This is a genomic window from Paenibacillus physcomitrellae, from assembly GCF_002240225.1.
In the GTDB taxonomy this organism is placed as follows: Bacteria; Bacillota; Bacilli; order Paenibacillales; family Paenibacillaceae; genus Fontibacillus; species Fontibacillus physcomitrellae.
Genome location: NZ_CP022584.1, coordinates 1,002,440 through 1,015,217, shown reverse-complemented (window position 1 = coordinate 1,015,217; position 12,778 = coordinate 1,002,440). Strand labels below are relative to the sequence as shown.

Sequence of the window (12,778 nt, the reverse complement as noted above, 5' to 3'; positions counted from 1 at the left end):
ATGTTCTTATTAGGAGGCTGATTTATGGCCAAAACGTATGAGCAGATTCATGCTAAGCAGACACTTACCAAAGTGAAAGAAGAACGTATGCCCTTTGAATGGTCCATCAATCCATACAGAGGCTGCGCGCATGGCTGCAGCTTTTGTTATGCCCGGGGGTTTCAGGGATTTATTGATAAGCAGGCCAATGATGAGTTCCAGAACCATATCCTGTTGAAAATGAATGCAGCCGAAGCGCTGGAAGCGCAGCTGTCCAAACTGGCTGTCCGGTATGCCCACGATTTGGAGGCGGTCCGCCGCCATATCGGACGTGTGGCTATCGGAACGGTTACCGATCCTTATCAGCCGGTAGAGAGCAAAACCCGCATTACGCGGGAATGCCTGAAGGTAATGGCTAAATACCGGATTCGCACGTCGATCACGACACGTTCCCCGCTTGTTCTGCGGGATCTTGATCTGCTGCAGGCGATGGACGATATTTTGGTCAATATCAGCATCGGTTCGCTTGACGCGAAGCTGATCCGTCTGCTGGAGCCTGGTGCTCCATTGCCATTTAAACGGCTTGAGGCGCTGGAAGCATTAAGCGGAAGCGGCATTCGGACGGGCGTGTTTGTTGCGCCGATCCTGCCTTTGCTGACCGATGACAAGGAGGGGCTGGAGTCCCTATTTGCAGCTGCCCGAAAGGGCGGAGCCGACTTTGTCATGACTTCGCTACTGCGGTTATCTCCGGATGTGAAAGGCTGGTATTACAAGACGTTGCGCGAACATTTTCCGGAGAAGCTGCAGGCTTACAGGGATTTATACCAAGGAGGGGCTTACACGGACGAAAGTTACCGCGAACGCATCCGCCGGATTACCGATGAGCTGCAGCGGAAGTACGCTTTAACGGGAGAAGAAACCTCTATGCCTAAGAGCAAGAGGTCGACTGCCGACGATAGCGGAGCATTATTGTCCAAAGCTGCTGCCCTGGAGGAGATAACCGGGGAGCTGCCCGTAGAGCAGCTGTCGTTTGGGTTCTAGCAGAGCATTCAACAACCCTCAAAATTTAAAGCAAACAAGATCCGGATGACAGAATTGAATCTGCACGGATCTTTTTTTGTTAAGACAAGTGGAAAGTTGTGATGGTATAATCAGGAAAATTATCCTTGGCTTAAAAATACAGATTAGGGAGGATGATCCTTATGCACTTCGTAATTCTTTTTGGCCCGCAAGCGGTGGGAAAAATGACGGTGGGCCAAAGTCTGGCTGCCAAAACCAATTTCAAGTTGTTTCACAATCATATGTCGATTGAATTTGTGGCGCCATTTTTTGAATATGGAACTCCTTCCGGTAATCGGCTGGTGAGCCTGATCAGGCAGGAGATTTTTGAGGAAGTTTCACAAAGCAGCATGGACGGCTTTATCTTCACGTACGTTTGGGGATTTGATCTGCAGCAGGATTGGGAGTATGTCGAAGGAATCACGAATTTATTTGAGTCCAGAGGATGGACGGTTTATTGGGTGGAACTTGAAGCGGAACTCGAAGAACGGTTATACCGAAACAAAACTCCAAACCGGCTTGAGCATAAGCCGACCAAACGTCATTTAGAGAAATCCGAAGCCAATTTGATCAGAACTCATGAGAAATACCGACTGAACTCTTTGCCGGGAGAAATATCGAGGGACCATTATCTGAGAATCAATAATTCGAAGCTTGGCCCGGACGAAGCAGCGGAAATGATTAGGGAACGATTTCAATTTTAATTTTGCAGTACATTTAATTTAGCCTGGGAATGGAGAAGTAGCAAATGACTGACTCTACAACAAGATATAAAAGTAGCCCTATATATAGTCTGCCTAGCTCTAGCCCGAGATTCTCGCTGTGTTTAAAAAAAGAAATGCTTGAAGTACGTGAAGTTTATGATCCGTGGAAAATGGGAAACGTCAAGAAAATTCAATAAAGAAAGAAATGAGGTTACGGATACAAATTCACATGAATCCAAATAACTGAACCTCAAGCTCATAACAATGGACATTGTTGATTAGGTTTTAACTTGGAGCAGAGATGATCAGTTTTGTCGAACGCCAGGAGCTGAACAGAACTTCGGATGAAATAAAGCAACGATGGGGGCGCGACGTAAGTTAGTTAGAAAGGATGTTTTTACGGATAGGATAAAAATGAAGACAAGCTCGTGCTCCTCTTCACCCAATACAAGTTTTTTATGCTTCCAAATAGGAACTTAAACCAGTGATTTTCGCAAGACTTTTGCAGCCCCCAACTTAGATGAATGTCCAGAAATGAAAGACAGGTTCACATATCCAAAGTGTAATGTAGAGGTTCCAAATCAACGGACACAGAATAGATGACTAAATTGGAGAATAGATAATCTATTATTCCACGTGTTTTCTGATAAATTAGAAATATGAGGAGGGTTTCGATCTATATTTCTCATTCAAAAAATAGAAAGCAACAAAAAAACTTAGACGTCCCTAACCTTATGGGTATGCTTGGTTTTATGCAAATGTTTAATTTGCCTCAAAAGTCTTGTTAATCTGTTATTATACACATTAGGAGGGATAATATGACAATCAATTATATTTCAATTAAAAAGCTTCACGGATTTAAAGATGTCTTTGTTGACTTTAATAGTGACTTAACCCTGCTTGTCGGAAAAAATGGATCAGGAAAGACGACAGTTTTAAATATTCTATCATCAATTCTTACTGGTCAGTTGGCTCCGCTGTTAAAATATGAATTCGAAATTGTTTATATTGAGTATTATGAAGGTGAGCTTTACAGGACAATAAGCTTGGAAAATTTTAATGGAAGTTATATCATTAGTGGCGAAACGGGTACACACGAGGTAGAAAAGTTAGATTTAAGAAATCAACATTTACATTCTAAGACTTCGTCTGCCTTCCTTCTGGGAAGAAAAAATGAGAGCAGTGACCTAACGAATTTCGAGCCTATAAAAAGTTTAAAGAAAGCTTGTCCAACCTATTTTCTTTCTTTAACCAGAGATATTCATAAAAATCAGACCGAGTACTCTACAAGTTCAAGGCCTGTTAGTAACTTAGATGAGTCGATTAAACATGTAAATGAGCTAGCGACTATAAAATATCACGAAATTATTAGTAAGTCTGAAAGATACAATAGAGAAATGCGAAATGAAATATTTCAAGCAATGTTCTCATATGACACACAGAATTATATTTCTCCTAAGAAGGTTCGGGGATTTCCTAAGGATGATGAAATTAAGAAATTAAGTAACGCTTTAAGAGAAATAGGACTCGATAGTGAGGCATTTGAAAGATTCGTTAATCTAATGAATAAGGATATGAAGAGTGTTTTAGATAATCCTGATGACCAATTTAATGAGAAAGAACGCAAAATACAAGCACGTTTGGTTGCTAATATGTCTCAATATTTTAAGATCAAAAGTCTATCAGAGATTGCTGAAAAGAAAAATCAAAAAAAAATTGATGCTAACAAACCAATAACTACTTTCCTTGAAACTGTAAATAGCTTCCTTGTTGATAGCGGAAAGAGTATCTTTCTAAGGACTGAAGATAAATTAGGCCTATTTTTTAAGTTGTTAGATCCTCAATCTAAAGATAAATATTTTGAATTAAGTAAATTGTCTTCGGGTGAGAAACAACTTGTAATATTTTTCGCTTATTTAATATTTCAAAAAGACAATAACGATGGTTCAACCTTTATTATTGATGAGCCTGAGCTGTCCCTTCACTTACATTGGCAACAACGTTTTTGTAAAGCAGCGTTAAGTATAGCACCAAACAATCAATTTATTTTTGCTACTCATTCACCAGAAATAATAGGGCCCTTTAGAGAAAAATGTAAGCCTTTAGGAAAGGAAATTTAAACTGATGGATGATTTAATTCCAAAGTATTCAGATGAAGCACAATTAAATCTTGCAATTTTTTATGGAAGTTACGATGAAATGATGGTGTATATAGAGGATGTAAATGGGGTCAATATTTATGAAGCTATTTTTGAAAAATTAGAAGTACAGAAGGTAAAGGTTCACCCTACCGAAGGAAAACCAAATCTTATTAATCTATATGGTAAATATAAAATGAATCCTTCTAGTTTTCCAAATCCCTGTTTATTTATTGCCGATAAAGACTTTGATGATATATTAGGTAAAAAACTAATAGTTGATCAAAATTTCTTATATCTCGAAAGATATTCAATTGAGAACTATCTTATTTGTGAAAAAGCTGGTTCTTTTTATTTAAACGGACGGTTGCAAGTGGGAAGAACTGAATGTGTAAATAAACTTTCTTTCTCTAGTTGGAAAAGGGAAATCGAAGATAATTTAAAAAAAATTTTGTATTTATTTCTTGCTATTCAGAAACTTCAAATTCCAGTTGTAAACACCAAGTTGAAGGTGAAAAGATTTTTAGATGAAAAGACTCATCAACTGGATAGACGGAAAATATCCTCATATGTTAACGAAGTATATAAATTCTACAAACAAAGTGGTTTAACAATTGGTCTTAAAAAAACTTTTAAGGAAATGAAAATTTGTGTAGAGCAGGGAGAATTTGATTTTATATTTATATATCCTGGTAAGCAAATTTTAGAGGCATTCCAAATGCATTTAATTAAACTTACAGGTGGTCCATTGCCAAATAATATGGATTTCATTAATTTCCTTGCAACCAATATTAATGTCAATGAACTTAATTTTATAAAGGAAAGAGTTACACAGTTAAGAAGTGTTTCTTAGCTTTGATTAATATTTGAACGCACTGTCTGAGTGGGTATTTTTCTCGATTCTCCATGATGGAAGGAATATATGGAGTTTCTACCTGATTTATCTTCAATTATCATCCTTTAAAACAATGGAAAGGACGGATCAGATGAAGATTGCTTTCGTTTTATTTAATGGCGTTACTTTTCTTGATTTTGTCGGGTTCTACGATGTTGTCAACCGGCTCCGCCAATTTGAACGGACTAAGGGGACTACGTGGGAACTCTGCGCCATGTCGGAGGAAGTCAGGGATGAACTTGGAATGCGGGTGAAGGTGGACGCCGTAAAACCGGATTTATCGGGTTACGATCTTGTTTTTATTCCGGGAGGAATGGGGACCAGAAAGCTAAAGGATGACCTTGATTTCATCAATTGGATTCGGACGGCTGAGCCTGCCGAGTATAAGGTTTCCGTGTGTACGGGATCGTTAATATGGGGAGCGGCGGGTTTTCTAGAAGAAAAGCAGGCGACCACCCATCCCAATGTGTATGAGCTCTTGGAACCTTACTGTAGAGAAGTGATCAAAGCACGAATCGTCAGAGACGGGAAAATGATCACGGCAGGCGGTGTGGCCACCTCTATCGACCTCGGATTGTACGTCGTTGGGCTGCTTGCCGGGCCGGAAGCGGCGGCTGTAGTGAAGAAACAGATCGATTACCCTTATTCGGTCGTCGGAATCGTGGTGAGGGAAGGAGGTTAGTGAAATGGCATTTCCGACACATATCGTATCGGCAGGCGGAATTGTAGAAGATGGGAACGGAAATATCTTGTTAGTCAAAGCTCATGACGATGGCTGGGTTTATCCGGGCGGGATCACGGAAGTGGGGGAGAACCTGATTGATGGCGTGATCCGTGAAATCAAAGAGGAAAGTGGAATAGATGCCACAGTCAGCCATTTAATTAGTGTAATTTCGAATACAGCGGTACATAAATGGTATGACGGAGTAACTGACGTTCCTACTAAGGTTATGTTTGATTTCGTGTGCCGAGCTGTAGGCGGAGAGCTAGCTACTTCAGATGAAACAAGCGAAAGCAAATGGGTTCCCAAGGAACAGGTGCTGGACTGGATTACTTTACCGGCCATTCGCATGCGTTATGAATCTTATTTGAACTATAACGGCTCTGTAAATTATATCGAATACGTCACAGCGACCACTTCAGAATGTAGGGTCAAGCTTGAAAGACGTGTATAAAGGTATTGGATATCGTTTAATGGGAGGCCCTTATTTTTAATAAAATTCCTATGATCCGATAGCAGAACAGCCAAACGAACCGCCTTCATGGCGGTTTTATTATGGCTAACTATCCACCAAAGAAGTTGAATCAGTCATTAAAAATAAAATTAACGGATAGAATCGCAATTTTACGGGATATTTTCAAAGTGCGGACCGGTTTATTATAGAATTAATCCGAACATGGATCAGAAAAAGAATGCCATTAAACATTATAACGTTATGTTTTATGCTCAAACCCATCGCTAGATTTCGGATGATTTCGAAACTTTCTGGGATAGGAGTGGCCGGAAGGCGGGGCTATAATGGCTTTAATTCTATGTACTGGAACAAGGAGGCGGAATTCATGAAAATCACTAGACATCCTGAAAACCCGATCGTCGTCCCCGGCGAATATGAATGGCGGCTTGCGACTGTATTTAACCCGGCCGTTGTGAAGGATAACGGCAAATATTACATGATCGAACGGACTGCGGGTTCGCTGACACCGTGCAAGAACTTCCTCGGTTTGCTGGAGAGCGAAGACGGCGTGCATTTCAAGCATGTTACCGATCAGCCGGTTGTAACTCCGGATATGCTCGGTTTTCCGTACGGAAGCGTACAGGATCCCCGGATGGTCAAAATCGAAGACACATTCTACATGACCATTGCGGTCCGTCCTTGCGCCATGAACTATTACCCTACGGGTACTGGTATTCCGGAACGTTCGATTCCTACTTATCCGGATGGCTGGGGCGAAGAGGAAGGGCACTGGCTGACCCGCTCCGTGCTGATGTCCTCCCGCAATCTGATCGATTGGGAATATGTCACGACTACTACTCCGCTTGAGATCAACGACCGAAACAACGTATTGTTCCCGGAGAAGATCAACGGCAAATACGTCCTGCTCCGCAGACCGGAAGAATATATCGGCGAAGCGTTCGGCACTGACCAGGCCGCAATCTGGATTACTTATTCCGATGATCTGATCAACTGGGAAGCACCTGTTCTGCTGGCTAAGGCGGAGAATGAATGGGAAGGCAAAAAAATCGGCAGCTCCACGCCGCCAATCCGCACCGAACACGGCTGGCTTCTGTTGTACCACGGGGTGGATCAGAATACCGTTTACCGCGTAGGGGCCATGCTGCTGGATCTGGAGAATCCGAATAAAGTGCTGGCCAGAACTTCCAACTTCATTATGGAGCCAGAAACCTATTACGAGAAATTCGGCTACCAGATTCCAAATGTCATTTTCCCGACCGGCTGTGTATTGGACGAAGGCATTCTGCACATTTATTACGGGGTTACCGATACGGCGATCGCCTTGGCGACCGTTCCGCTCGAAGATATGCTTAACCATCTGCTGGAGCAGAAGGCATAGAGAAGAAAGTATAAAGACAGTCCGGATATTGAAAACCTATATTATGGAGCATCTGAAAAAGAGAGGAAAGGCTTGGCTTAGCTAAGCATAGCCAAGTCAAGTCCGGCCTCCTTCCCTAAGCGTCGGTGTTACATTTAATAACCGCTTGCAACAAGCGGTTATTAAATAACAAACAATGCAACCGCTTACTATATTTTTAATACTAAATTTATTACATTGTATGTTATGATTAATTACTTAAAAATTTGTTTTCCTTTGAAAAAAGAGCGATTTTGGCAAATCAGCTGAAGAATTACGGATATAATCTAACATTTGTGGGATATAGCCTAACGGGGATACCTTCTATAATTGAACCAACAGATCGAAAGCTTGTAACGAAACAGCAAAGAGATCTGGAGCAGGAAAGGAAAGGCAACGATAAAACTTTAGGAAAGAGGGTTGCAAGATGAAAAACAGAAAGATAAGCAAAAAAGTAGCTCTTTTAAGTCTGGTTGGCCTGCTTGCCTTATTCACCGCCGCATGCGGCAACAACAGTTCGGGAAGCGGGAACGGCGCTTCTGGATCAGGTGACGGCGATAAAGTCACGCTGACAATGATGCATCCGTGGACGACGCCGAACATCGACAATGATGTATACAAAGCGCGGATTGCTGACTTTGAGAAGGATCATCCGAACATTACGATCAAAACGGATGAAGTTCCTTCCGCTCAATACAAAACGAAGCTTCGCACCTTGGCTGCAGCCAACAACCTGGCTGACATTAGCGTTGTTTGGCCGGGAGCGGAAATGGATCCGCTCATCGACGGGAATTTGCTTGAGCCGATCGACGATCTGATGGACAACTGGAATTCGATTCTGCCGGAAGCAGCGCTGGAAGGCTTTAACGTGAATGGCAAGCAATATGCCGTTCCGACCAAACAAACTTTTGTAGACATTGTTTATTACAACAAGGAGCTTCTCGCCCAAGTCGGCTATAACGAGTTTCCTAAAACCTACGATGAATTCATTGACCTGATCAAAAAGCTGAAGGCGGCTAACATTACGCCGATTGCCCTCGGCAACAAAGAGCAGTGGCCGCTGCAGTCCTCCTACCTGTCGATTATCGGCGACCGCTTTACAGGCAGTGATTTCCTGCAAAAAGTCTTGAACAAGGAAGCGAAATTCACCGATCCGGAATTCGTGAAAGCGATTGGCGTCATCGACGAACTGTCGAAGCTGGGCGCGTTTAACGTGGATGCCAACAATATGGATTCCGTACAAGGACAGGATTATATGATTCAAGGCAAAGCTGCCATGCACATTTCCTCTTCGACGGTTGATGCCCGGATTCGGATCAACAACGAAAACGGTGACAAGTTCGGTATTGCTCTGTTCCCGAGCGTGAACGGCGGCAAAGGAGATCCGAAGAAAAGCGCCGGCGTCGTGCAATACGGCATCGCGATCAAGAGTGGTCTCGATGAGAAGAAGAAAGCGGCAGCCGAAGAATTCCTTAAATATTTCGTAAGCGAAGATCTGTATAAAGCTTTGATCAGCAACGGTGTAGTGGTTCCGGCCAAAGTGGACATTCCGGAGGACGCAAGCCCTTACCTGAAAGAGATGCTTGAGCTGACCGGCAACGGAACGGCTCCCGTCTTCGACAGCCTTATTCCAACCCAGGTGGTGGACGTCATCCAAAACGGCCTTCAGGCCTTGACCGTAGGACACGGTACACCGGAAGAAGTCGCTGCGGATGCGCAGAAAGCAATGGACAATATCACTAATTAAGTTAAGGCTCAGTTGAACAGGCTTGAACCGATACAAAGAAAACCCGGCTGCCGGGTTTTCTTTGTATCAAAGCCAAGGGCTGACCGAAAGGAGAACGGCTCATGCAAACCTTGAAACGAAGCAGATTCGCCATCTTTATCGGCTTGTTCCCCGCACTGGTGATCTATCTAGGCATCGCGATCGTGCCGATCGGCATCTCGCTTTATTATTCGCTCATGAACTGGAACGGTATTGGTTCCATGAAATTTATCGGACTGGACAATTACGTCCAGATGCTGCAGGACGACACATTTTGGCTTTCGGTTAAGAACAACGTCATCATTATGGTCACCGGCCTGATCGGACAAATTCCCATTGGACTGCTGATGGCGCTGCTGCTGAACCGCGGAATGAAAGGCTCCGGTTTCTTCCGGACCGTAGGATTTATGCCGGTCGTCATTTCATCGGTTATGGTATCGCTGATTTTTGGTATGGTCTACAACACCGAATACGGCCTGCTCAACAACTTGTTAGGCTTTTTCGGGCTTGAAAGCTGGCAGCAGAACTGGCTGAGCGATTCCAAATGGTCGATGTTGTCCATCAGCGTCGCTTATATCTGGCAAAACTGCGGTTTATACATGGTCATGTTCCTGGCCGCTTTGCAGAACATTCCGGATGAGGTGAACGAAGCCGCCGAACTGGACGGGGCGACCGGATTTAAAAAGACGCGGTTTATCACGATTCCCATGCTCCGCAGCACATTGATGGTCACTATCGTCTACAGCATAAGCAACTCGTTCCGGGTATTTGACCTCATTCAGGTGCTGACGGGCGGCGGACCGGCTCACCAGACGGAAGTCATGACGATTTATATGTACAACAGCGCCTTCATGAACCTGCGCTATGGTTACGGCAGTGCAGCTTCGATCCTGATTCTGCTGTTCAGCCTGATCGTCATCTCCATCGTGAACCGGGTTACCCGGGAGAAAGATTAAGAAGGGAAGGAGGAATACGCAAATGAAGAAAAAGTCTCCGGTATTCCAGATATTCGCATACACTTTTTTAAGCCTGTTCGCTATCATGAATATAATCCCTATTTTTTGGATGGTTATCAATTCGTTTAAATCGGAGCAAGAGTATTCGGCCGATCCGTTTTCGATGCCGACTGGACTGCATTTCTCGAATTACGCGGAAGCGTGGAGAATTGCCAATATGAACGTTTATTTCTTGAACAGCCTTTTGATCACTTTTGTCTCGCTGATCGTGACCGTGCTGCTTGGATCGCTGGCCGCCTATTTCCTTGCCCGCTTCTCGTTTAAGCTGCGCGGATTGACTTACAGCTTGTTTCTGCTTGGTATGCTGGTTCCCATTCATGCCACGCTGATTCCGATCTTTCTGATTATGCAAAAGCTGAGCCTGATCGATACGTATCTGTCGCTCATTTTACCTTATACGGCATTCCACCTGTCTTTGACGGTGTTTATTCTGGAAGGTTTCATGCGGGGTTTCCCGAAAGACCTGGAGGAATCGGGCATCATGGACGGAGCCGGCATTTTCCGGATCTTCTGGTCCATCATTCTGCCGATCACCCGTCCGGCGATGGCAACTGTGGTTATATTGAACTTTATCTATAACTGGAACGAATATTTATTCGCGCTCGTCTTGATTACATCCAATGCGCTGAAGACGCTGCCGCTTGGCCTGGCCAACTTCGTCGGCATTGAAACGGCCAGCTATACGCTGCAGATGTCCGCGCTGACCATCGCGCTGATTCCTATTATTGTTTTCTATCTGCTGCTGCAGAAGCAGCTGGTTACCGGCATGACGGCAGGTGCGGTGAAAGGCTGATCCGGCTCCGGCAAACCTACCCCGACAGCAAAGGAGAGATGGCATGAAGACTAGCTATATCAGGCGCCTCGGCAGTTTAAGTTTAAAGCGCAAAGCGCTGGTCATCTTCCTGCTGTTCGTCATTTTGCCGACGATCGGGGTAGGCGTTGTTGTGCAGTACAAATACAATAAGGTGCTGCGTGAGCAGTTTATCAATTCCACGCGCCGTAATCTGGACAATGTAACCAGCCAGCTGTCGGAGCAAACGAAGATGGTCGAGGACATCGCCGACTATCTCATTTTAAGTCCGGATATGCGAAGTTACTTAAGGAGCAGTCCTCCTCTTGATAATGACCTCAAAAGCGATCTCAAAAATAATATCGAAAATTTTCTTACCTTCCAGCTGATGTCCAAAAGTTATATTCGATCTATCGAAATTACGGGATACAACGGGAACGAGATTCGGATGGGCGAGCCGTTTACCGGCGATGAAAGCCGATGGGAGGCAGAAGCCAGGCAGCGGAGGGGAGGCATCTTCTGGAGCGAAGGCCATACCCTGGCAAGCTCCTGGAACGGTCAGGTGCGGGTGCTTTCGATGATCCGCATCTTAAATTCTTTTATCAAGATTACGGAGCCGCTGGGGATGCTGACCATCCGCCTTGACGAAGCCAGCATTGTGTCCCAGCTGGAGAAAGGCGTTCTGGAAGCCGAGGCGGGGGGCGTGTTTATCGTCGGACCGGAAGGCAACCTGATTTTATCGTCCAAGGTCCAAATGCCGGGCGGATATGTCCCGGACGAAATGCTGCTGAAGAAGCTTGCGGCGAGCAAAGACGCTTTTCTCAGCTACAAGGTGCAGGGCAAACGTTATCTGACCTTGTATAACCAAATGGAGAATACAGATTGGAAAATCATCACGATGATTTCCGAGACGAACATTTCCGAGCAGCTGCGCGGGGTTCAGGTCATTATGCTGTTTATTCTGACGGCAATCCTGCTGCTCGCTTTAGTTGCTTTATTCGGATTTAATCTGACGATTATCCGGCCAATTCTGCGGCTGAAGAAACAAACGGGCCGGGTAGCCGGCGGTGATTTCAGCGCCAGGGTTCCTGTGGATTCAAAGGATGAAATTGCCGAGCTCAACCGAAAATTCAACGAAATGGTCATGACCATTGAAGAGCTGATCGAGCATAAATACAAGCTGGAGCTGAGGGAGCGGGAAACCGAACTCAAGCTGATGCAGAACCAGATGGACCCGCATTTTCTCTATAATACGCTGGATATGATCCGCTGGACGGCCAGGCTGGAGAATGCGGATAAATCGAGCCGTCTGATCGAGATGCTGTCGAAGTTTTTCCGTTCCAGCGCCGGCAACAAAAACTATCAGACTACGCTCGCCAAAGAAATAGAGTTCGCCCAAGCTTATTTGTATCTTCAGCAGTATCGTTTGGGCGATAAGCTGACGTATAAGCTGTATTTGGAGCCGGGCATTGAAGACACGCCTGCTTTAAAAGCTTCAATTCAGCCGCTGGTGGAGAATTTCATCAAACACGGTATGGACAAGAAGAAACCTGTCAGCCTGATTGAAGTGATCGGTTACAGATCGGGTGGCGAAATCTGGATCGATGTGACGGACAATGGGAAAGGCATGCCCCCGGAACGGGAACGTGAAATCAGCGAGGCACTATCCAGCAGGCGTCTGAACCGTTCCATAGGCCGGATCGGAGCGCTGCTGAATATCCATGAGCGGGTGACGATCTTTTTCGGGCAGCAATACGGTTTGGAGATCATTCATAATTCGGCTGAAGGCACCGGAATCCGTTTAAGACTTCCCGGGCCGGAGCTGGTAGGTTAGGGGGAG

Annotated in this window: 11 protein-coding genes; all 11 read left to right on the top strand. The window is 44.7% G+C overall.

What is annotated here, in order from left to right; translation table 11 throughout:
- Positions 1-24: 24 nt before the first annotated feature.
- Positions 25-1,020, top strand: a complete 996-nt coding sequence (locus tag CBE73_RS04610; protein ID WP_094093208.1) for an SPL family radical SAM protein — start codon at positions 25-27, stop codon at positions 1,018-1,020.
- Positions 1,021-1,181: 161 nt separating this feature from the next.
- Positions 1,182-1,742 carry a DEAD/DEAH box helicase family protein gene (locus CBE73_RS04605; RefSeq protein WP_094093207.1) on the top strand — a complete coding sequence of 187 codons (561 nt, stop codon included), beginning with the start codon at positions 1,182-1,184 and terminating at the stop codon, positions 1,740-1,742.
- Positions 1,743-2,560: 818 nt separating this feature from the next.
- Positions 2,561-3,862, top strand: coding sequence for an AAA family ATPase (locus CBE73_RS04600; RefSeq protein WP_094093206.1), 1,302 nt, complete (start codon positions 2,561-2,563; stop codon positions 3,860-3,862).
- A 4-nt stretch (positions 3,863-3,866) separates the two neighbouring features.
- On the top strand, positions 3,867-4,733 hold the full coding sequence (locus CBE73_RS04595) for a DUF4435 domain-containing protein (RefSeq protein WP_094093205.1): 867 nt from the start codon (positions 3,867-3,869) through the stop codon (positions 4,731-4,733).
- A gap of 133 nt (positions 4,734-4,866) precedes the next feature.
- Complete coding sequence (locus CBE73_RS04590) at positions 4,867-5,457, top strand: DJ-1/PfpI family protein (protein ID WP_094093204.1); 591 nt, start codon at positions 4,867-4,869, stop codon at positions 5,455-5,457.
- A 4-nt stretch (positions 5,458-5,461) separates the two neighbouring features.
- Entirely contained in the window at positions 5,462-5,950 is a 489-nt protein-coding gene (locus tag CBE73_RS04585) for an NUDIX hydrolase (protein WP_094093203.1), read from the top strand.
- 385 nt (positions 5,951-6,335) lie between these two features.
- Positions 6,336-7,349 carry a glycoside hydrolase family 130 protein gene (locus CBE73_RS04580; RefSeq protein ID WP_094093202.1) on the top strand — a complete coding sequence of 338 codons (1,014 nt, stop codon included), beginning with the start codon at positions 6,336-6,338 and terminating at the stop codon, positions 7,347-7,349.
- 445 nt (positions 7,350-7,794) lie between these two features.
- On the top strand, positions 7,795-9,114 hold the full coding sequence (locus CBE73_RS04575; protein WP_094093201.1) for an extracellular solute-binding protein: 1,320 nt from the start codon (positions 7,795-7,797) through the stop codon (positions 9,112-9,114).
- A gap of 101 nt (positions 9,115-9,215) precedes the next feature.
- Positions 9,216-10,088, top strand: a complete 873-nt coding sequence (locus CBE73_RS04570) for a carbohydrate ABC transporter permease (RefSeq protein WP_094093200.1) — start codon at positions 9,216-9,218, stop codon at positions 10,086-10,088.
- 22 nt (positions 10,089-10,110) lie between these two features.
- Positions 10,111-10,941 carry a carbohydrate ABC transporter permease gene (locus CBE73_RS04565; protein WP_094093199.1) on the top strand — a complete coding sequence of 277 codons (831 nt, stop codon included), beginning with the start codon at positions 10,111-10,113 and terminating at the stop codon, positions 10,939-10,941.
- A gap of 43 nt (positions 10,942-10,984) precedes the next feature.
- The gene (locus CBE73_RS04560) at positions 10,985-12,772 is read left to right on the top strand and encodes a sensor histidine kinase (protein WP_094093198.1); all 1,788 of its coding nucleotides are present in this window, start codon (positions 10,985-10,987) and stop codon (positions 12,770-12,772) included.
- Positions 12,773-12,778 lie beyond the last annotated feature (6 nt).

Coding starts and splice junctions, on each gene's coding strand:
- CBE73_RS04610 (WP_094093208.1), top strand. CDS start 25: ATGGCCAAAACGTATGAGCAGATTCATGCTAAGCAGACACTTACCAAA.
- CBE73_RS04605 (WP_094093207.1), top strand. CDS start 1,182: ATGCACTTCGTAATTCTTTTTGGCCCGCAAGCGGTGGGAAAAATGACG.
- CBE73_RS04600 (WP_094093206.1), top strand. CDS start 2,561: ATGACAATCAATTATATTTCAATTAAAAAGCTTCACGGATTTAAAGAT.
- CBE73_RS04595 (WP_094093205.1), top strand. CDS start 3,867: ATGGATGATTTAATTCCAAAGTATTCAGATGAAGCACAATTAAATCTT.
- CBE73_RS04590 (WP_094093204.1), top strand. CDS start 4,867: ATGAAGATTGCTTTCGTTTTATTTAATGGCGTTACTTTTCTTGATTTT.
- CBE73_RS04585 (WP_094093203.1), top strand. CDS start 5,462: ATGGCATTTCCGACACATATCGTATCGGCAGGCGGAATTGTAGAAGAT.
- CBE73_RS04580 (WP_094093202.1), top strand. CDS start 6,336: ATGAAAATCACTAGACATCCTGAAAACCCGATCGTCGTCCCCGGCGAA.
- CBE73_RS04575 (WP_094093201.1), top strand. CDS start 7,795: ATGAAAAACAGAAAGATAAGCAAAAAAGTAGCTCTTTTAAGTCTGGTT.
- CBE73_RS04570 (WP_094093200.1), top strand. CDS start 9,216: ATGCAAACCTTGAAACGAAGCAGATTCGCCATCTTTATCGGCTTGTTC.
- CBE73_RS04565 (WP_094093199.1), top strand. CDS start 10,111: ATGAAGAAAAAGTCTCCGGTATTCCAGATATTCGCATACACTTTTTTA.
- CBE73_RS04560 (WP_094093198.1), top strand. CDS start 10,985: ATGAAGACTAGCTATATCAGGCGCCTCGGCAGTTTAAGTTTAAAGCGC.